The sequence below is a fragment of the Brevundimonas sp. MYb52 genome (assembly GCF_002979535.1).
Lineage (GTDB): Bacteria > Pseudomonadota > Alphaproteobacteria > Caulobacterales > Caulobacteraceae > Brevundimonas.
This window is the reverse complement of record NZ_PCPB01000004.1, coordinates 1-19,279: the sequence shown is the minus strand read 5'-3', so window position 1 is coordinate 19,279 and position 19,279 is coordinate 1. Positions and strand designations below refer to the sequence as shown.

At 68.8% G+C, this 19,279-nt stretch carries 24 protein-coding genes; 14 read left to right on the top strand and 10 right to left on the bottom strand.

Annotation, left to right across the window (positions count from 1 at the left end):
- The first annotated feature begins 12 nt into the window (after positions 1-12).
- The 6 genes from CQ039_RS06815 (at position 13) to nadC (ending at position 5,470) form a co-directional block, all read left to right on the top strand.
- Positions 13-705 carry a hypothetical protein gene (locus CQ039_RS06815; RefSeq protein WP_105564730.1) on the top strand — a complete coding sequence of 231 codons (693 nt, stop codon included), beginning with the start codon at positions 13-15 and terminating at the stop codon, positions 703-705.
- A complete protein-coding gene (locus CQ039_RS06810; RefSeq protein WP_105564731.1) occupies positions 698-907 on the top strand; it encodes a helix-turn-helix transcriptional regulator in 210 nt (69 codons plus the stop codon). The genes CQ039_RS06815 and CQ039_RS06810 overlap by 8 nt, the downstream gene beginning before the upstream one ends.
- 105 nt (positions 908-1,012) lie before the next feature.
- Complete coding sequence (gene nadA / locus CQ039_RS06805; protein ID WP_105564732.1) at positions 1,013-2,092, top strand: quinolinate synthase NadA; 1,080 nt, start codon at positions 1,013-1,015, stop codon at positions 2,090-2,092.
- A gap of 12 nt (positions 2,093-2,104) precedes the next feature.
- Positions 2,105-2,992, top strand: coding sequence for a metalloprotease (locus tag CQ039_RS06800; RefSeq protein ID WP_233190324.1), 888 nt, complete (start codon positions 2,105-2,107; stop codon positions 2,990-2,992).
- Positions 2,993-2,996: 4 nt separating this feature from the next.
- Positions 2,997-4,547, top strand: coding sequence for an L-aspartate oxidase (locus CQ039_RS06795; protein WP_105564733.1), 1,551 nt, complete (start codon positions 2,997-2,999; stop codon positions 4,545-4,547).
- A gap of 65 nt (positions 4,548-4,612) precedes the next feature.
- Positions 4,613-5,470 carry a carboxylating nicotinate-nucleotide diphosphorylase gene (gene nadC / locus CQ039_RS06790; RefSeq protein ID WP_105564734.1) on the top strand — a complete coding sequence of 286 codons (858 nt, stop codon included), beginning with the start codon at positions 4,613-4,615 and terminating at the stop codon, positions 5,468-5,470.
- On the opposite strand, the gene CQ039_RS06785 is transcribed toward nadC, so the two are convergent.
- Positions 5,424-6,572 (bottom strand): acyltransferase, encoded by a 1,149-nt coding sequence (locus CQ039_RS06785; protein ID WP_105564735.1) that lies wholly within the window; start codon positions 6,570-6,572, stop codon positions 5,424-5,426. The two genes, nadC and CQ039_RS06785, sit on opposite strands and share 47 nt — an antisense overlap.
- A 109-nt stretch (positions 6,573-6,681) precedes the next feature.
- On the opposite strand from CQ039_RS06785, the gene CQ039_RS06780 reads away from it, so the two are divergent.
- A complete protein-coding gene (locus CQ039_RS06780) occupies positions 6,682-6,891 on the top strand; it encodes a hypothetical protein (protein WP_105564736.1) in 210 nt (69 codons plus the stop codon).
- A gap of 22 nt (positions 6,892-6,913) precedes the next feature.
- Here the strand turns inward: CQ039_RS06780 and CQ039_RS06775 are convergent, their stop codons facing one another.
- Positions 6,914-7,999, bottom strand: a complete 1,086-nt coding sequence (locus CQ039_RS06775) for a cell wall hydrolase (RefSeq protein WP_233190325.1) — start codon at positions 7,997-7,999, stop codon at positions 6,914-6,916.
- A 365-nt stretch (positions 8,000-8,364) separates the two neighbouring features.
- Between CQ039_RS06775 and CQ039_RS06770 the strand changes: the two genes are divergently transcribed.
- The 5 genes from CQ039_RS06770 (at position 8,365) to CQ039_RS06750 (ending at position 11,693) form a co-directional block, all read left to right on the top strand.
- A complete protein-coding gene (locus CQ039_RS06770; protein WP_105564737.1) occupies positions 8,365-8,565 on the top strand; it encodes a hypothetical protein in 201 nt (66 codons plus the stop codon).
- A gap of 235 nt (positions 8,566-8,800) precedes the next feature.
- Positions 8,801-9,163, top strand: coding sequence for a DUF6481 family protein (locus tag CQ039_RS06765; RefSeq protein ID WP_105564738.1), 363 nt, complete (start codon positions 8,801-8,803; stop codon positions 9,161-9,163).
- Between the two features lie 158 nt (positions 9,164-9,321).
- Positions 9,322-9,801 (top strand): Dps family protein, encoded by a 480-nt coding sequence (locus CQ039_RS06760; protein WP_105564739.1) that lies wholly within the window; start codon positions 9,322-9,324, stop codon positions 9,799-9,801.
- A 110-nt stretch (positions 9,802-9,911) separates the two neighbouring features.
- Positions 9,912-11,102 (top strand): cell wall hydrolase, encoded by a 1,191-nt coding sequence (locus CQ039_RS06755; protein WP_105564740.1) that lies wholly within the window; start codon positions 9,912-9,914, stop codon positions 11,100-11,102.
- Positions 11,103-11,177: 75 nt separating this feature from the next.
- A complete protein-coding gene (locus CQ039_RS06750; RefSeq protein WP_105564741.1) occupies positions 11,178-11,693 on the top strand; it encodes a hypothetical protein in 516 nt (171 codons plus the stop codon).
- A 12-nt stretch (positions 11,694-11,705) separates the two neighbouring features.
- On the opposite strand, the gene trxB is transcribed toward CQ039_RS06750, so the two are convergent.
- Complete coding sequence (gene trxB / locus CQ039_RS06745; protein WP_105564742.1) at positions 11,706-12,713, bottom strand: thioredoxin-disulfide reductase; 1,008 nt, start codon at positions 12,711-12,713, stop codon at positions 11,706-11,708.
- A gap of 80 nt (positions 12,714-12,793) precedes the next feature.
- Here trxB and CQ039_RS06740 point away from each other — a divergent pair, with 80 nt between their 5' ends.
- Positions 12,794-14,299 (top strand): TIGR00341 family protein, encoded by a 1,506-nt coding sequence (locus CQ039_RS06740; RefSeq protein ID WP_105564743.1) that lies wholly within the window; start codon positions 12,794-12,796, stop codon positions 14,297-14,299.
- Between the two features lie 29 nt (positions 14,300-14,328).
- Positions 14,329-14,622, top strand: coding sequence for a hypothetical protein (locus CQ039_RS16970; protein WP_105564744.1), 294 nt, complete (start codon positions 14,329-14,331; stop codon positions 14,620-14,622).
- Here CQ039_RS16970 and CQ039_RS06730 read toward each other — a convergent pair.
- From CQ039_RS06730 to CQ039_RS06700, 7 genes are all read right to left on the bottom strand, one after another.
- Positions 14,619-15,569 carry a mitochondrial fission ELM1 family protein gene (locus tag CQ039_RS06730; protein ID WP_233190326.1) on the bottom strand — a complete coding sequence of 317 codons (951 nt, stop codon included), beginning with the start codon at positions 15,567-15,569 and terminating at the stop codon, positions 14,619-14,621. The two genes, CQ039_RS16970 and CQ039_RS06730, sit on opposite strands and share 4 nt — an antisense overlap.
- A gap of 68 nt (positions 15,570-15,637) precedes the next feature.
- On the bottom strand, positions 15,638-16,111 hold the full coding sequence (greA, locus tag CQ039_RS06725) for a transcription elongation factor GreA (RefSeq protein WP_105564745.1): 474 nt from the start codon (positions 16,109-16,111) through the stop codon (positions 15,638-15,640).
- Between the two features lie 141 nt (positions 16,112-16,252).
- Positions 16,253-16,432 carry a hypothetical protein gene (locus tag CQ039_RS06720; protein ID WP_105564746.1) on the bottom strand — a complete coding sequence of 60 codons (180 nt, stop codon included), beginning with the start codon at positions 16,430-16,432 and terminating at the stop codon, positions 16,253-16,255.
- Positions 16,433-16,500: 68 nt separating this feature from the next.
- Entirely contained in the window at positions 16,501-17,169 is a 669-nt protein-coding gene (locus CQ039_RS06715) for a glutathione S-transferase (protein ID WP_105564747.1), read from the bottom strand.
- A 68-nt stretch (positions 17,170-17,237) separates the two neighbouring features.
- On the bottom strand, positions 17,238-17,468 hold the full coding sequence (locus tag CQ039_RS16825) for a cysteine protease (RefSeq protein ID WP_233190327.1): 231 nt from the start codon (positions 17,466-17,468) through the stop codon (positions 17,238-17,240).
- A 64-nt stretch (positions 17,469-17,532) separates the two neighbouring features.
- Positions 17,533-18,849 carry an amidohydrolase gene (locus CQ039_RS06705; protein WP_105564752.1) on the bottom strand — a complete coding sequence of 439 codons (1,317 nt, stop codon included), beginning with the start codon at positions 18,847-18,849 and terminating at the stop codon, positions 17,533-17,535.
- 65 nt (positions 18,850-18,914) lie between these two features.
- Positions 18,915-19,205 carry a DUF1294 domain-containing protein gene (locus CQ039_RS06700; RefSeq protein WP_105564748.1) on the bottom strand — a complete coding sequence of 97 codons (291 nt, stop codon included), beginning with the start codon at positions 19,203-19,205 and terminating at the stop codon, positions 18,915-18,917.
- Positions 19,206-19,279 lie beyond the last annotated feature (74 nt).

The following is a 19,279-nucleotide window of genomic DNA, read 5'->3' as shown; positions in this document are numbered from 1 at the left end:
TGGAGGGGGCGGATGGACGAGGAATTGCAGCGGGCGAAGGCGAACGAACGGCGTCGGGTGCGGCGGCTGCGGATGGTCGCGGCGCTTGGCGGTATGGGGGCGACGGCGGGCGTGCTTGGTCTTGTGCTCGCCGGAAACGGCAAGGGATGGACGTCGGCGGCAGGCGTGGTGCTTGCCTTTGCGGGACTGGGCGCCGTTGTCGCCTCACTTCCTTTGGCGGGCCGTTACCTGCCTGACGGCGACACTATCCGCGTCGAGAACGCTAGGGGCGGCTATCGCGATATGGTCCAGAAAAAGCGAGCCGTGTCGATGGCGCTGATGCCGCTGACATCGCTGTTTCTGGTCTATCGGGGGACGCTTGGAGCCTGGAACATCGCAAGCGGTCAGGGCGAAGGGCTGGACTGGATGATGGTCGGGCTGTCGCCGATGATTTCTATCGTCCTGCTGATGATGGTCGCGGGCCTCGACAATCGCGGCGACAAGAAGATGAAGCGGCTGCTGGAGGACGAGCTGACCCTGTCCTTCCGTCGCGATGCGCTGAATGCGGCGCTGGCCGCGGCCATGGTGGGGCTGCTGGTCGTCTTCGGTCTGGGGTTGTGGAGGGCCGAGGCGGCGGTGGCGGCCTTGCCCGGACTGATGTTCGTCACGGCCTCGGCGGCGGGGCTGCGCTACTGGCAACTGGACCGGCGGGCCAGCGGTGGCTGAGCCGCGTCTGGTCATCCATTTGAAGGCGGTGCGGACGGCGGCGGGGCTGACGCAGCAGGAGCTGGCCGATCGGGCCAGGCTGTCGCGCAAGACCGTGAACACGGTCGAGAACGGCGTCTTTACCCCCTCGGTCCTGGTGGCGCTGACGCTGGCGCGGGCGCTGGACGTGCCGCTGGACGCCCTGTTCACGCTGGACGACTGACGGATTGGGCTTGCGCCGTGTGCGGAAGGGCCTACATTGCGCCTGCTTATGCTAACTTTGAGCATAAGTCGGGGCGGCGCAGACGGCCGCAAGGGAGTTGAGGCGATGGCGGACGGCGCATTTGGCCTGTCAGAAGAACTGGCGCGCGAGACCGCGCCGGTCTGGGAGAAGGTCAAGGGTCTGGTGACGCCGCTGGAGTGGCCGGAACAGGCGAAACTGATCAGCGAGATCAATGCGCTGAAGAAGCAGCGCGACGCCGTCATCCTGGCCCACAACTATATGACGCCCGAAATTTTCCACGGCGTCGGCGACTATGTCGGCGACAGCCTGGGCCTGGCCAAGGAGGCCGCGCAGTCCAGCGCCAAGGTCATCGTCCAGGCGGGCGTGCACTTCATGGCCGAGACGTCGAAAATCCTGTCGCCGGACAAGACCGTGCTGATCCCCGACCTGCGCGCGGGCTGCTCGCTGGCCTCGTCGATCACGGGCGCGGACGTGCGCCTGATCAAGCAGCGTTACCCTGGTCTGCCGGTCGTCACCTATGTGAACACGACCGCCGACGTGAAGGCCGAGACCGACATCTGCTGCACCAGCGCCAATGCGGTTCAGGTGGTGGAATGGGCGGCGAAGGAATGGGGCGTCGACAAGGTCATCCTGATCCCCGACGAGTTCCTGGCGCGCAATGTCGCGGCCCAGACGAATGTCGGCATCATCGCCTGGAAGGGCCGCTGCGAGGTGCATGAGCGCTTCACCGCCGACGACATCGCCGACATGCGCGCCGCCTATCCGGGCGCGGAAATCCTGGCCCACCCGGAATGCCCCGAAGAGGTGCTGGCGGCGTCCGATTTTGCCGGATCGACGGCGGCGATGATCGACTATGTGGTCGACCGCAAGCCGAAGCAGGTGGTGATGATCACCGAGTGCTCGATGGCCTCGAACGTCAAGGGCGACGTGCCGGGCGTCGACTTCATCGGCCCGTGCAACCTGTGCCCGCACATGAAGCGCATCACGCTGGAGAACATCCGCGACTGCCTGTTGCATATGCAGTTCGAGGTGACGGTGCCGGAAGACATGGCCGAGCGTGGGCGACTGGCCGTGCAGCGGATGATCGACCTGCCGCCGCCCGCCATCCCGGCGCGCTATGACCTGTTCAAGGCCAAGCATCACGTCGATGTGGAACTGATCTGAGGTCCTGCGGCGATGCGGCCCGTTGCGGGTCGCTCGCCGCAAGCCCAGTTCGACGCCATGAGCGACATCGACAACACCACCCGCCGTCCCGGTCCCTGGGACCTGCCGCCCGAAGTGGCGACGCCTGAACCTGTGCGCCGGCCTGCGCCGCAAGAGGACAAGGGCCAGCATCCGGGTTGGGCCATCGCCTCGACCCTGCTAATGGCGGGCTTCCTGTGGTGGATCACGCAAAGCGTCGTCGTGGCGGGCGGCGTCCTGTTCGGCCTGTTCGTCCACGAATACGGCCATGTGCTGGCGATGAACCGCCTCGGCATGGGACCGGCGCGCATCTACATCATCCCCTTCCTCGGCGGCATGGCCAAGGCGCAGCGCGAGCCGAAAAGCGAGTGGCACGGCGTGCTGGTGTCGCTGGCAGGCCCGGCCTTTGGCCTGATCGCCATGATCCCCTTCGTGGCGGCGGGTCTGTGGCTGCGATCGCCGGAGTCGCTGATGGCCGCCTTCTTCATCGCCATGATCAATCTGGTGAACCTGCTGCCGGCGCCGCCGCTGGACGGGTCCAAGGCGCTCGGTCCGGTGCTGACGCGGGTGCATCCGCGGCTGGAGCAGGTCGCCTTGCTGGCCGTCGGCGGTCTGGCCGTCTGGTGGGGTCTGTCGACGGGACGCTGGCCTCTGGCGATCTTCCTCGCCATCGCGATTTTCGGCCACATGAAGCGCGGCGTCTGGCGCGCGGCCTGGGGTCAACTGAGCTGGCCCGAGGCGGGGCGCAGCCTGGGCCTCTATCTGGCGACGGCGGCGATCTGTGCGGCGGCGGCTGTCGGCGCCCTGCTGCCCCTGACCGGCGGCGCGGTCGAGCCGGCCTTCGACATGGGCCTGAAGTTCATCGGCGTGGGAGGCCGTTAAAGGCATGGCGCGTATCCGGCATGACGGGCCCCTGATCATCGGCGGCGGACTGGCGGGCCTGTCGGCTGCGCTGGAGGCGGCGCCGGCGAAAGCCCTGGTCGTCACGCCGGACCTGCTGCTGAACGCCTGTTCCTCGGCCTGGGCCCAGGGCGGTCTGGCGGCGGCCCTGTCGCCCAAGGACAGCGCGATCTTGCACGCCAAGGACACCGAAGGGGCCGGGGCCGGTCTGGTCGAGCCCGAGGCGGCGCGCGCCCTGACCGAGCGCGGGCGCGAGACGGTGGAGTGGCTGGCTGCGCTGGGCGCCCCCTTCGACCGGGACGAGGCAGGCGGCTTCTCTGTGTCGCTGGAGGCGGCGCACAGCCTGCCGCGTGTGGCGCGGGTCGGCGGCGACGGGGCGGGGCGGGCCATCCTGTCGGCGGTGGTGGCGGCGGCGCGGGCGTCGAAACATATCGAGATCTGGGAGGACGGGCGGCTGCGCGGCCTGATCCAGGACGTGAACGGTCGGGTGCGCGGCGCCCTGATCGAGCGATCCGGCGGACGGGTGGACGAGGTTTTCGCCCCCGCCGTGGTGCTGGCCACCGGCGGGGTCGGCGGGCTCTATGAAGTGACGACCAACCCCTCGGCCCTGCGCGGCGAGGGGCTGGCGCTGGCCTATGCGGCCGGGGCTGAAATCCTCGACCCCGAGTTCGTGCAGTTTCACCCCACCGCCATCGACGTGGGGCTGGACCCTGCGCCCCTGGCGACCGAGGCCCTGCGCGGCGAGGGGGCGCGGCTGGTGGATGGGACCGGGGCCTTCCTGCTGGGCGCGGACGAAGACGCCGATCTGGCCCCGCGAGACATCGTGGCGCGGGCGGTGCACGCGGCAAGGGCCGACGGGCACGGGGCGTTTCTGGACGCCACCAAGGCGGTGGGCGAGGCCTTTCCGCATGAGTTTCCGGCGGTGTTTTCCGCCTGTCTGCGCGCCGGGCTGGACCCGCGCGTCAGCCCCATCCCGGTGGCGGCGGCGGCCCACTACCACATGGGCGGCATCGTCGCCGACGACGAGGGGCGGACCACCGTGCCCGGCCTCTACGCCATCGGCGAGTGCGCGGCGACCGGGGTGCACGGCGCCAACCGTCTGGCCTCCAACTCCCTGCTGGAAGCGGGCGCTTTCGGGCGTCGCGCCGGCCGGGCGGCGGCGTTGGAAGTGCAACCGGCGAAGGCTGAACTGAAGCCGACGCGGGCGTCGCAGGATTTGCCGCCCGAAGCCATGGCCGAGCTGCGCGCCGCCATGACCCGGTTCGCGGGCGTGGTGCGTGACGAGACGGGGCTGACCGCCCTGATCGCCGTGATCGACAGACTGGCCAAGGCCCATCCCGACGCCGTGGTCCTGACCGCCGCGCGGCTGATCGCCGAGGGGGCGCTGAACCGGCGCGAGAGCCGGGGCGGGCATTTCCGCGCCGACTATCCCGACAGCCTGCCGACGGCGAAGCACACGCGGATGACCCTTTCCCCTTCCGTCATTCCGGACGCGCCGCAGGTGCGAGCCGGAACCCAGGCGGCTGAGATAGTCTGACCGTCTGGGTCCCGGGTCCGCTGCGCGTCCCGGGATGACGGCGCAAAACGAGAGACGTTGAGAGTATGACCCGAACCCTGCCGGACCTGCTGATCGAGCCCGTCGTGCGGATGGCCCTGGCCGAGGATCTGGGCCGCACCGGCGACGTGACGGCTCAGGCCTGCATCCCTGAGGACGCGCGGATGAGCGCCGTCTTCGCCGCCCGTCAGGCCGGGGTGATGGCGTGCGGGGCCGTGGTGCGGATCGCGGTCCACGTCATGGACCCCAAGGCCAAGGTGACGATCAAGGTCGCCGACGGCGAGGCCTTCGAGGTCGGGACCGTGCTGGTCGAGGTCGAGGCCAATGCTCGCGCCCTGCTGGCGGCGGAACGGACGGCGCTGAACCTGCTGGGTCGGATGTGCGGCATCGCCACCCTGACGCGGACCTATGTGCAGGCCGTGGCGGGCACGAACGCCCGCATCGCCGACACCCGCAAGACCACGCCGGGCCTGCGCGCGCTGGAGAAGCACGCGGTGGCCTGCGGCGGTGGGCTGAACCATCGCTTCGGTCTGGATGACGCCATCCTGATCAAGGACAACCACGTCGCCGTCTGCGGCGGGGCGGGCGAGGCGACGCGTCGCGCCAAGGCCTTCGCCCCCCACCTGATGAAAGTCGAGGTCGAGGTCGACGGCCTGGATCAGCTGGACGAGGTCCTGCCCGAACGCCCCGACGTCATCATGCTGGACAACTTCAGCCTGGCCGATCTGGAAGAAGCCGTGCGTCGGGTGCGCGACAGCGCCTTTGGCCCTGTGACTCTGGAGGCCTCAGGCGGGGTCAATCTGACGACGGTGGCGGGGATCGCCGCGACCGGGGTGGACGTGATCTCGGTCGGCGCCCTTACGCACTCGGTTCCGCAACTGGACGTGGGTCTGGACGCGAACTGACCGGCCGGGCGAACCACTTGCGGCCGATCCATTTCTGGATCGGCTCGTCGATGAAGCGGTTGTAGAGGTCCGAGGCAATCAGGGTGAAGACCAGGGCGCCGAGCCACATGGCCCAGGCCTCCCAGGCCACGCTCTCGACCGCCGGGTGCAGACGGGCCGCCAGAGGCTCGACCACGTCGAACCAGACGGCGCCGGTGATGGTGTGGACCATGAAGAGGCAGAAGCTGACCTTGGCGCCCCATTCGGCGCCGGGGATGGGCTTGGTCACCGGCGAGGCGCCGCAGCCGATGATGATGGCGCAGATGGCCAGGATGTTGATCAGGTCCGGCCCGACCAGCCAGGCGTTGACCAGCAGGACAGCGCCGCCGCCGAAGCCGACGAGACGGGCCGAACTGCTGGTCCAGCGCCCTGTCTGAACCGCGCGCGCCAGGGTCAGGCCGACCAGGAAGAGGGGGGCGGCGCGGAACATGCACCACTGGAAGGGCAGGCTGAACTGCTGCTCGCCCAACAGGGCCAGGCTGAGGGCGTTGGAGCCGACGATGATGACCAGGCCCAGTCCGAGACTGATCCAGACGCTGTTGATCCTCAGCATGCCCCGCCACAGCATGGGGAAGAAGGCGTAGCAGATCAGCAGGGTGGAGATGGTCCAGCTGGGGATGTTCCAGTGACCGCCGCCCAGGCCGAAGGCGTGCAGCAGGAAGATCTGGGCGGGCAGGCCGGACAGGTCGAAGCGGCCCTCGCTGCTCTGGGCCAGACCCAGCCAGCCGGCGGCCAGGACCATGGCGACCAGCATGGCCAGGGTGATGATGTGCGTGGGGTAGCAGCGGGCCAGGCGCTTGAGCCAGAATCGGGCCAGGGAAACCTTGCGGCTGGCCACCGCCGCGCCATAGGCCTTGGCCAGGACGAAGCCCGACAGGATCAGGAAGAAGTCGGTGGCCAGATAGCCGCGCCCCAGGAAGGCGTGCATCGACTCCAGCTCGATTGGCGCAGAACTGCCAAAATGGAACACCACGACGAACAGGGCCGCGATGAAGCGCAGGGCGTCAAGCGCGCCGCCGCGCGTCTTGGCGGGGGCGGCCGGGGCGGTGTTCGTCTGGGTCATGCGGCCTACTCGGGACGTCTGAAGAGCGTTCGGTCGAGCTTATAGCAAGAAGCAGGCCGGGAACGCCTCGGCGCCGGAGGTCGTTTCATGAAGGCGAAAGGAGAGGTTTATGACCAAGTCCCCCACGGTTCCCAAGGAGCAGCGCAGCTTCGCCGATCACGGCGCGCGCACCATCCAGGACATGGCGGATCGGCGCGATCTGGCCACGGGCGCCCAGTCGGGCCAGCCCGGCGATGCGGACGTCAACACGGGTCAACAGGGCCGGTTCGGCAACCTGAAGCAGAACATGACGCCGCAATGGAAGACGCAGGACCGCTGAGGGCGGTCGGCTGCGAACCGGACTACTCCGTGGTCGCAGCCTCGGCGGGCGTGGTCGCAGCCGTCGCGACCGCAGCCGGAACGCTCGCGCCTTCGCGGGCCAGGACGGCCGTATAGGCGACGGCGCTGCTGACCTTGGCCGGTTCAGCCGTGGTCAGGCTGGCCTGGATCATGCGCGGCTGTTCGGCGCCGGTCGAGGGACGGGGCGTGTAGCGGAAGGCGTCGCTGGAGCCCGAACGGCCGCCGAAGCGATAGAAGAGGTGATCGCCGACCTGACCCACCCGGATCAGGCTGTTGCGCCAGCCGGGCGAGACGCCGGTGGTGTGGAAGTGGGTGGCGTTGCCGACGGCGGCGTAGACCTGACCCGACAGGGCCTTGGAGGCCACGTCGCGGGCGCGGTTCCAGGCGGCGCGGTTGACGGCGCCGCGCATGGCGCCATTGCAGGTGAAGCTGAACTGGCAGCCGGTGCTGCGGTTCGAACCCTGATAGACCACGGCGCAGACGGTGTTGGGGAAGGCGGGGTGACGGGCGCGGTTCAGCACCACCTGGGCCACGGCGCGCATGCCGTCCACGCCTTCGCCGCGCGCTTCATAATAGGCGGCCCTGGTCAGGCAATCGAGGTCGCGCGACTGGTCCAGGGCGGCGCCGAGGCGGAACGGCTGGGCGGCGGGATTGGTCAGATTGGCGCGACGCAGGCCGTTCTGGGATTCGTCGAGGCGGGCGGTCAGCAACTCCGCCTGGCGGTCGCGTTGGGCGGCGCCGGCGACGGAATAGGGATCGTGACGATCAGCGATGGCCAGGGCGCTGGCGTCCAGGCCGCCGGCCGCTGCGGCCATGGCTTCCTGGGTATAGCCCTCGGAGCCGGCGCCTTGCAGGCGTTCAGCTTGGGCGCGAACGGTCGAAGCCTGGGCGGCGACGCCGCCCAGATAGGCTCCACCGACGGCAAGGCTGACAACGCCGCCGAACGCCGCAGCCGCCGTCTTGGGGCGCAGGCGAACAGATTGGGCGGCGTGCATCAGCGCACGCGTCTGCGAGGAGAAACTCAAAGGCGTAGTCCTGTTCAGCAGGGCGAGGATGCCGCCCCCGTACTCAACGAAACCAGGCGACATGACGCGTCGCGAACCAGCTCCGGACCAGAGATCGACGAACGGCCGACCTCCGGAAGGCGGGCCTTAAGCCATCCGTTTATGGCGTCAATGTGGTTGATTCGGCAATTGCTGTTGCGGCGCAGCAATTCGTCGCCTTCATACAGACGATATTTTGAGCGCGGATAAATGTGGCGAGTTTTTGCTAAAGCACATCTTCTGACGTCTGTATTTGATTACGGAGCGATGATTTCGCTGGTGTGGGAGGTTGGGTTAAAACCCTATTGGCGCAGGGTTCTCTACTTGCTTGCCTGACTCCTGCCTTAGATGGGAACTCAACGCCTCCGACCGCGTTGCAAGCTCAACCATTTCAAGGAGTTCTTCGCCTGATGACCCGTTCCTCGATCCGCGCCGTCGCTGTTTTCGCCCTGGGGGTTTCGGCCCTGGCTCTTTCCGCCTGCGGGCATACGATCGAGCAGAAGGCGGCGACGGGCGCCATCGCCGGCGCCGTGGTGGCCGGACCGGTGGGCGCGGCGGTCGGCGGCGCGGCGGGCGCGGCCGTGGGTCATATCGACAAGCCGAACCGATAAGAGGCGATCTGCGGCGTCGCTTGCCTGAGGCGTCGCAAACCTCCATCTGCCTGTCCGACGTCGATTTCGACGCGAAATTGCGTGTTTGACGCCCCAAAACGGCGGCAGAGCTTGATTTTCGCGCCAGATTCCGCTTTGGCAGCGCGCCGGGCCGTTCGCGCATCCGCACGCCCGCCGGGCCGCCATTGATCGGCGTCGCCCCTCATCAGAGTTTCAAGGAAGACCGCCTCTACGCATGCGAGACCTCAAACAAACCGGCTTCAACGACCGCATCTCCGCTCAACAGGACGCCAAGAAGGCCCTGCTGGCCAAGTTCAAGCCCAAGCCGACGGTCCAGGATCCCGAGTTCGAGAAGCTGGCTGAGAAGCGCGCCGCCGAGAAGGAGGCCCAGCGTCAGCAGTTCGAGCTGGAGAAGGCTGAACAGCGCCGCGAGAAGGCCGAGAAGGAAGCTGCTCGTCTGGCCGCCGAAATGGCTGCTCAGGACGAAGTCGACGCCGCCAAGCGCGCTGCCCGCAAGGAGCGCAAGCAGTTGACCAAGGAAGAACAGAAGGCCGCGCGCGACGCCCGCTACGCCGCTCGCAAGGCGCGCCAGCGCTAAGACGCGACAGACCGGCAGGGGCGTGCAACGCCCCTGCGGCTTCGGCGTTACAGGGGCGAAGTTTCCGGCCGTGTCCGGGCGCGCCCTCTTGGATCGCGGCCCGGATTTCCTAACTGCAAGGCTGGATATTCGTACAGCGACGCAGAACAGGAGCCGCCATGACCGCCGCTATCGACACCGGCCTGAAGCCCAAGGAGCGCGCCGACGTCGCGCGCGAACTGTCCAAGGTCCTGGCCGACAGCTTCGCCGTCTATCAGAAGACGCATGGCTATCACTGGAACGTCCGGGGGCCGGAGTTCTTCAGCCTGCACAAGCTGCTGGAGCAGCAATACAACGAAATCTGGGCTGCGCTGGATGACATCGCCGAGCGTATCCGCGCCCTGGGCGAACTGGCCCCGCAGAGCGCCTCGGCCTTCGCCAACCTGACCTCGATCAAGGACGGCGACCCTGAAAAGGACGCCGGCGAGATGCTCAGGGAACTGATCAAGGACCACGGCGTGTTGATCGCCACGGCCCGCGCCGCCCTGGACGCCGCCGACGAGGTGGGCGACGAGGCCAGCGTGGACCTGATGACCCAGCGTCTGGCCGCCCATGAAAAGGCCGCCTGGATGCTGCGGTCCAGCCTGGGCGACCGCTAGATCGTCACGCCTCCTCACGGAACAGTAATCTTCGGGCCTGAAAAGCGCCGGATTGAGCGGTCACTCAGATCGCCTTCCGGCGCGCGCCAGCGCCGAAAACAGGACGCTGGATGCTGAAAGGCCGACTGCCGCCGCTGAAGACCACGGGACGTCGGGCTATCGCCGCGGCGCCCATGGTCATGGCTGTCAGCCTGGCGGTCATGGGCGTGGCCATGTCGGCCAGTTCCAGCCCGCGTCCCGACATCGACCGCACCGCCGAGGCCGTGGCTCGCGCCACCGGCGGCGACCTGACCCCGCGCGGCCTGCAACTGGTCATGGCGCGGCTGGATGCGGGGCAACTGGCTGTGGCGCGTCGCTTTGATCCGGCGCTGAACCTGCCTGAGCTCTATGACCTGACGCCGGGGTGGGAGAGCCTGACCCTGGGCGGCAAGCCGTCGCTGGACGCGGGCGTCTCGGGCGTCGCGGCCCAGCAGTTGAACGCGGCCATGCCCACGGCCTTCGGCGCCCTGCAGCCGGCCCGGCCCTTTGACCTGCGTCCCGCCACCGAGGCGGACCGCAAACGCGCCCTGCGCTGTCTAACCCAGGCTGTCTATTACGAGGCGGCCCTGGAGCCCACCGAGGGTCAGGAGGGCGTGGCCCAGGTGGTGCTGAACCGGGTGCGCGATCCCAACTATCCGGCCACGGTCTGCGGCGTTGTCTATCAGGGGGCCGAGCGGACCACGGGCTGCCAGTTCAGCTTCACCTGCGACGGCGCCCTCGGCCGCCCCCCCATCGCCTGGGCCTGGACCCGCGCCGCCCGCGTGGCCGAGCGCGCCCTGGCCGGCCATGTGGCGACCCGCGTGGGCACCGCGACCCATTATCACGCCGACTATGTCCATCCCTGGTGGTCGCCGACCCTGGCCAAGATCACCCAGGTCGGGGCGCACATCTTCTATCGCTGGAAGGGCGCGCCGGGCGAAAGCGCCGCCTTCGTCCAGAAGTCGGCGGGCCGCGAGCCGGTCATCGACGAGGCCCGCTTCGCCCAACCGCGCGTTCTTCTGGCCACGGCCGCCGACAGCATTGAAGAAGCCCTGGCGGGCACCGCTCCCGGCCAACTGCGCACGGTCGAGATCGACGGCCAGACCCGCGTCGTCGGCGTCGCCAGCCTGGGCGGCCGTCGCCAGGCCAGCAAGGACGAGATCGCCGCCATCAATGAGCGACTGAAGGCCTATGAGGCCTCGCCCGCGCCGACCGTGACGGTCGCGCCCCCGCCCGGCGTCACCGCCATGGCGGTCGAGGAAGTCGGCAAGCCGTCGGCCTGAAATCAACCTTGGGAGCGGCCCCGGCGAGAATCCGGCGGGTGTCTTCTTTCAACATGAGACCACTGGAGCTCAATCATGACGAAACTGATCGCCGCCTCGTCGTCCATCGCGGGCCTGGCCGCCCTGGCTCTGCTGGCCGCCTGCAGTCCGAAGGCGCCGGAAAAGACGGAGGCGCCCGCCGCGCCCCAGGTCGCGGCTGCAGCAGCGGCCCTGCCGGCGGTGGACACAGCCAATGCCCAGCAGTTCGTGGGCGAAGGCGGAGCCCTGACGCCGCTGACGTTTGACCGCACCGGGACCACGACGGTCACCGGGTCGGTCGTGGGCGACAAGGCCCCGGTCTATGCCGTGCCGGTCGCCGCCGGGCAGACGCTGACCGTGACCTTCCAGTCCGACAGCTCCAACCTCTACGTCAACGTCAGCGACGCCGCCGACCATAGCGGCGCGGCCCTGCATCGTGGCGAAACGGACGGGGCGAGCGCCACGCTCAAGGCGGATCGCGACATGACCTTCGTCATCGCCCCCTTCCAGCCCCGCGCCACCGCGCGTCGCAATGAAGCCGGGGAGTTCAGCCTCACCGTGGCGCGCGACTGAGGTCGGGCGCCTCTACCAGGCGCCGATCTTCTCGGCTTCCTTGTGGCTGATGGGGTTGTGGGCGGCCTTGTGGTCCTCTTCGGCGAGGAAGCGGGCGGCCTCCAGGGCGGCCATGCAGCCCATGCCGGCGGCGGTGACGGCCTGGCGATAGACGTCGTCGGTCACGTCGCCGGCGGCATAGACGCCCTCGATGGCGGTCGAGGCCGAGCCCGGCTTGACCCGCAGATAGCCGCCGGAGTTGATCTCCAGCTGACCGGCGAACAGTTCCGACGACGGGGCGTGGCCGATGGCGATGAAGACGCCGTCGGCGGGGACTTCCGACAGGGCGCCGGTCTTGACGTTCTTCAGGCGGACGCCGGTGACATTGCGGGCCACGCCGTCGACGACGCCGAGGATTTCATCCACGGCCACGTCCCAGATCACCTCGATCTTGGGATGGGCGAACAGGCGGTCCTGCAGGATCTTCTCGGCGCGGAACTCATTCTTGCGGTGGATGACCGTGACCTTCTCGGCGAAGTTGGTCAGGAACAGGGCTTCTTCGACGGCGGTGTTGCCGCCGCCGACGACCACGACCTGCTTGCCGCGATAGAAGAAGCCGTCGCAGGTGGCGCAGGCGGAGACGCCAAAGCCTTGATAGTCGGCCTCGCTCTCAAGGCCCAGCCACTTGGCCTGGGCGCCGGTCGAGATGACTACGGTCTCGGCTAGCAGTTCCGCGCCGCTGTCCAGCGTCAGGCGGAAGGGGCGCTGCGACAGGTCGGCCTTGACCACGATGTCGTGGATGACCTCGGCGCCGACGTGCAGGGCCTGGGCCTGCATCTGCTCCATCAGCCAGGGGCCCTGGATGGTCTCGGCAAAGCCCGGATAGTTCTCGACATCCGTGGTGATGGTCAGCTGGCCGCCGGGCTGCAGGCCGGCGATGACCACCGGGTTCAGCGAGGCGCGGGCGGCATAGATGGCGGCGGTCCAGCCGGCGGGACCGGAACCGATGACGGCGAGGCGGACAGTACGAGCTTGGGTCATGACGCCTATTTAGGCGCTGATTCCCGATTTCGCGACGCCCGTCGTTCCGTAAGGCTGCGTGCGGCGATAAGGAAGGCGTCATGACTGCTGAAAATCCCGCCGCCCAAGAGACCCGAAACCTGCTGCGCCGCCTGCTGGTCAGCGCCCGGCGCGGGGTCGATCACGCCGAGGCCGCCCAGGCGGTCTATGAGAACGGCGGGTTGTGCGGGCGCTATCTGATGATGACGGTCATTTCGGCCGCCATCGCCGCCCTGGGCCTGATGCTGTCCTCGCCGGCGGTGGTCATCGGGGCCATGCTGGTGTCGCCGATGATGGGGCCGATCGTGGCCCTGGGCTTCTCCCTGGCCCTGCTGGACTGGAACGAGCTGAAGCAGTCGCTGACGGCCCTGGGCGTCGGGGTGGGGCTGGCCCTGTTCGTGGCGATCCTGCTGACCCTGCTGTCGCCGCTGAAGGAGCCGACGGCCGAGATTCTGGCTCGCACGCGGCCCAACTTCTTCGACCTGCTGATCGCGGTCTTTTCCGGGGTGGCGGGCGCCTATGCGGTGATCCGTCAGAGAGGCGAGACCATCATCGGCGTGGCCATCGCCACCGCCCTGATGCCGCCGGTCGCCACGGTAGGCTTCGGCCTGGGGACAGGCGACCTGTCGATTGCGGCCGGCGCCTTCTTCCTGTTCATGACCAACCTGGTGGCCATCGCCCTGGCGGCGACGGTGACGGCGGGCTTCTATGGCTTCCGGCCCCGCCTGCTGGAGCGGCCCAAGCCGTGGCGCGGCGTGGCGGTCATGGTGGTCTTTGTTCTGTTGGCGGTGCCCCTGGTGCTGTCGCTGCGCAGCATCGCCCTGGAGAGCCGGGCCACGGCCGAGACCCGGCTGGCGGTCGAGGACATCTTCGCCGGCGGTGAATCCCGCATCACCCTGCTGGACGCCCGCAGCGAGGGCAAGGGGGTGACGGTCTCGGCCCTGGTCAGCACGCGCAAGCTGGTGGCCGACGCCCAGACCCGTCTGCAGGAGCGTCTGACGGCGGCCCTGCACGTCCCCGTCGCCGCTACCCTGGATCAGATCGTCGTGGCCGACCCTCAGGCGGCGGCCCGCGCCGTGCAGACCAGCCAGACCGCCGCGCCCGATCCGGCGGCGGCGCTGCGCAACCGGCTGGCGGACGCTGTGCCCTTCGCCACGGACGCCGTGATGACCGACGCCGAGGGGCGCCGCGCCATCGTCCTGCTGCGGCCCGACGCCGGGCTGGACCTGGACAGCGCCTATGCCCTGGAGGCGGCCCTGCGCGGACGCTTCGACGGGGTGGATGTCTGGGTCACGCCGCCGGTCCAGGAACCGAAGTCGGTCGATCTGGGCGACGCCGAGGCCCGCGCTCGCACTGTCTGGGCCCTGGCCCGGTGGCGCGCCAGTCCGGCCTTAAGCCTGTGCCGTCCGGCGCCGGGCGCCCCGGCGACCGACGATCGTGAGGCCCAGCCGGACGCCGGCCAGTCCTTCCGCGCCGAAATGGCGGCGGCCGGGATCTCGGTCCGAGACGAAGCCGGACCAGCCTGTCAGCGCGGCGATCAGAACCTGGCCCGCCTGGCGCTCAGCTAGGTCGGGCCTCGATCAGGGGAGGAAACGAGATGACACCGGCGAACAAGGCGGCGGCCTTCCTGCCCATCGGCATAGGGGCGGGGATCGCCATCGGCACGGGCGTCGGCGTGGCGACCGACAACCTGGCCCTGGGGCTGTCGCTGGGCGTGGCCATCGGCTCGGGCCTGGGCGTGGCCCTGATGGGGGCGATGCTGGCCCAGACCAAGAAGAAGAGCGAAGGCGGCGGGTCCGATTCGACCGGCGTTCTGGACAGCGGGTCTTCCAGTTCGTCGTCCGCCAGCGACGCGGGTTGTTCGTCGGATGGCGGGGGCGGCTGCGACTAGCGCGCAGCCATTGCCTCCAGCACAGCCCGCGCCGCGCGCTCGGTTTCGTTGAGCGGGGCGTAGGTCCAGCCTTCCAGCGTCCCGTCGAAGGGGCGGGCGGCGCCCTGGGCGGCCAGGTCGGCGTGCAGGCGGGCGAACTTGCCGGCGGGCTTCAGCGGGATCATGGGTAGGATATGGACGGGCTTGCCGGTCGCGGCGGCCTCCGTCGCCATATTGGCGCTGTCCTCGGTGACAAGGATATGGTCGGCGGCGTCCAGCATGGCGAACAGGGGATTGTCGCCGGTCCCGTCCCAGATCCAGCCGGGCAGGGCCGACAGACGCTCGGTCATCACCGCCTTGGCCGCCTCGGGCGTACGGCGCGAGAAGGTCAGCAGCAGGGAGCCATCAGCCGCCTGAACCGCCGCCTTGATGCGCTCGGCCAGAACCGCCGCATGGGCCTCGGTCAGGTCAAAGGCCTTGGACTTGCCGCCGATCATCACCGCCACGCGCGGATGCGGCAGAGGCGCGATGCGGTCGGCAAAGGTCGGCGCGGCCTCGGCCAGCTTTTGCGGCGTGATGCGGTGCGGGCTGCCGATGATCTCGAAGACGTTGTCGCCCGACAGGCCGTCGTGGGCCGGGGCGACGATCAGGTCATAGGCGCCGTTCTTCCAGCGCGGGTCCTGGGTCTGGACCGTGAAGGTCTGGCCGCCGCTCCAGTCGCGCACGCGGGCGGACAGGGGCAGGCTGGCGCGCCCCGTGGCGATCCACAGGTCGGGCCAGTCGGTCACGGTGCGCGGGTCAAGCGACCCCGGCGCCAGCATGGCGGGGGTCTTCAACCCGGAAGGCCAGCGGTCGAACAGGGAGCGCCAGTGAACGTGCTTGATGGCGATGTCGGCGGGGGTCTGGCGGGCGACCGCCTCGGCCAGGCCCAGGGCCTGGTTCTGGATGCCGGCGCGACCATCGGACACCACCCAGACAGACAGAGGGCGCGCGGCAGAACCGCGCGCCCCTGTGGCCTGCTCAGTGAGAGGAGAGCTTATTTCCACTCGACCTTGAGGATTTCATAGGCCTTCACACCGCCGGGCGTGTTGACCTCGACCACGTCGCCGATTTCCTTGGAAATCAGGGCGCGGGCGATGGGCGAGGCGATAGAGATCTTGCCCAGCTTCACATCGGCTTCGTGTTCGCCGACGATCTGATAGACGCCTTCTTCCTCGGTGTCCTCGTCCACATAGGTGACGGTGGCGCCGAACTTGACCTGATTGCCCGAGAGCTTGGACACGTCGATCACCTGGGCGCGCGACAGCTTGTCCTCGATGTCGGCGATCGAGCCTTCGATCCAGCCCTGACGTTCCTTGGCGGCGTGATATTCCGCGTTTTCAGACAGGTCGCCGTGTTCGCGGGCCTCGGAGATGGCCGCGATGACGCTCGGCCGTTCGACCTGCTTCAATTGCTTCAACTGTTCGTCGAGGACACGGTAGCCCTCGGCCGTCATCGGCACTTTTTCCATTGTGTCGTGAGTTTCTTGCTTCGCCCGGAGACTAATGAGAGACGTAAATCAGCACAGACACGATCACGGGGCGCACGTGATCGGGGCCAAGAGTCTAGGGCGCCCTTCAGCCAAACTCAAGAGCATGATCGGCGTGACGGATCAGGGCCGGGGCTGACCCACGGCGCGGCGGATCGCGGTCCAGGCGATGAAGCCCAGGGCCGCCAGGGCCAGCAGCATGAAGATGGTGGAGATCAGTCCCACCCCGGCGGCGATGAAGGCGATGACGACGCAGACGGCGGCGACCAGGGCCGCGATCACTTGAATAATGGACAGGCGCATGGGGTCGTTAACGTCGGCGCCCTGTCGGGGTTGCGACCTCCCGAAGCCGTGATCGACGAACGCGGACCTCAGGCGTAGGCGTATTCCCCGCCTCGCTCCAAGGCGCGATTCCACGCCGGACGGGCATGGATGGTCTGCAGGAAGCGAGCGATGTTGGGGTAGGCGGCCAGGTCGATGGCGCGGCTGGCGGCGGCCTCCAGCGGGAAGCTCATCATGATGTCGGCGGCGCTGAACCACGGCCCGGCGAACCAGCCGGTGGCGGCCAGCTCGGCCTCCTGCCAGTCCGCATGGGCCTTGAGCTGAGGGTTGATGAAGCCGGCCTGGGCCTTGGCGGCGATGCCGTTGACGAGGGGGCGCAGCAGGCCTGGGGCGCGTTTGGGCAGTTGGGCGAAGACCAGCTTCAGCAGCAGGGGCGGCATGGCTGAGCCCTCGGCGTAGTGCAGCCAGTAGGTGAAGCGCCGCCCCTCCGCCGTGCCGCGCGGCGGACGCAGCCGGCCCTCGGGGTCATAGGCGTCCAGCAGGTATTCCATGATGGCTCCGGTCTCGGCCACGCGGATGTCGCCGTCATCCAGCACCGGCGACTTGCCCAGGGGATGCACCGCCTTCAACTCGGGCGGGGCCAGCATGGTGGCCAGGTCGCGCTGGTAGCGCTTGATCTCGTAGGGCAGGCCTAGTTCCTCGAGCAGCCAGAGCACGCGCTGCGAGCGGGAGTTGTTCAGGTGGTGGACGACGATCATGGGCGCGCTCCGTCTGAGGATGGCTCAGCTTGGGCGCTTGACCCCAGGTCAGTCCAGAGGGCGCCGTATCAACGGCGCTGACGGCCGCTCCAGCGGTTGCGGGCATGGCGCCGGGCGTTGGGCTCGGCGCCGGATGGCGACTGAGACGCGGCGCCAGGGCGGCTGGCCTGATGCTTTTGCCACAGTTCGAAGGCCAGGGCGGCGAGCGCCAGCTTGCCGGCATGGCGACCGGCGAAGCCACGCCCGCGCCGCGACAGCAACAGACCGCCCAGAAGGGTGGCGAGGCGAGGCAGGCGCATGGGGAAACTCCGTGAAGGTCGGGCGGCTGCAGACTGAACGGATCAGCCGCCCGAGGGTTCAGGGTCAGGCTTTCGGCATCAGGGCCTCGGCGGCCAGGACAGAGCCCTCGACGCCGAGCGTCACGGCCGGTTCGGGCGTGATGCGGAACAGGGGCGAGTGGTGGCCGGGGGCGCCGTCCACCTGATCGGCGGGGGTGCCGCCGACGCTGAAATAGACGCCTTTCACCCCGCTCTCGGGGGTGACGAAATAGGCGAAGTCCTCGGCGCCCATGCCGCCGCGCGGCTTGTCGATCAGCACGTCTTCGCCCAGGCCGGCGACGAAGGCGGCGCGGACGCGGGCGGCGGCGGCGGCGTCATTGATGGTCGGCGGGGTGTTCTCCAGCGCCGAACGGGTCACAGTCGGCAGCTTGTCTTCGGGCACGCCGAGCGCCAGGGCTGTGTTCTTGGCGATACGGTCGATGCCGTCCAGAAGCTGGGTGCGGACCTCGGGACTGTCGGCGCGCACGGTCAGTTGCATGTCCACGCGGTCGGAGATGATGTTGTGCTTGATGCCGCCGTGGATGGCGCCGACCGTGACCACGGCCCCGTCCAGGGGATTGGTCTCGCGGCTGCGCAGCGACTGCAGCGACACGACGATCTGCGACGCCACCAGCACGGGATCAACGCCCAGATGCGGCGAGGCCCCGTGGGTGCCGACCCCGTGGACGGTGATGTCCACGCTGTCCGAACTGGATGAGGTGATGCCTAGCGGCGCCTCGATCTTGCCCGTGGGGGTGTCGGCCGAGACGTGGAAGGCCAGGGCGTAGTCCGGCTTGGGGAAGCGGGTATAGAGGCCGTCGTTGATCATGGCGCGGGCGCCGAAGATGCGCTCCTCCGCCGGCTGGGCGATCAGGACCAGGGTGCCGGACCAGTTGGCCTTCCTCGCCGCCATCTGACGGGCGGTGCCGACCAGGGCGGTGATGTGCACATCGTGGCCGCAGGCGTGCATGACGGGCTTCTCGGTTCCGTCGCTGTCGACCTGGCGCGCGGTCGAGGCGTTGGCCAGGCCCGAGTTCTCCAGCAGCGGCAGGCCGTCCATGTCGGCGCGGATCATGACGGTAGGGCCTGCGCCGTTCTTCAGCACCGCGACCACGCCGGTGCCGCCGACGCCGGTGGTGACCTCATAGCCCAGGGCGCGCAACTCCTGCGCCATGCGGGCGGCGGTCTGGACCTCCATGCCCGACAGTTCCGGGTTGCGGTGGAAGTGGTCGAACAGGGCGCCCAGGTTGGCGTCATAGTCCGCCTTGACCGCCGCCTTCAGCCCGGCGTCTTGCGCCATGACCGGCGCGGCGCCTGCCGCCAGAACCGCCGCCAGAACGGCTGTGATCGTCAAGTTTTTCATCATTCTTCCCCTTGTCCCTGACGCGACCTTAGCCCGTCTGGCCGGGGCGGCAACCGCCGAAAATCTCAGGCGATGAGGGCGGGCGCAATGAGGAGGGCGGCGGCCAGCAGCGCCAGAACGTGGAGGCCGACGATCAGGCTCAGCCAGGCGGCGAAGGGCTGTTTGCGGGTCTTGTGACGCAGCAGCCGCTGCCCCAGCACCGCGCCGAGGCCGCCGAACAGGGCGGCGAGCAAGAGGGTGCGCTCGGGGATGCGGCGTCCGCCCGCCCGCGCCCGCGCCTTGTCGTTGGCGAACAGGCTGAAGGCGAGGAGGTTGGCGAGGCAGAGGAGGAGGGCTGGGAGGAGACCATTGATCATGGCGTTTCATTTTCTGCTCCCTTCCCCCTCGAGGGGGGAGGGAGCAGAAAATGAAACGCCATGATCAATGGTCT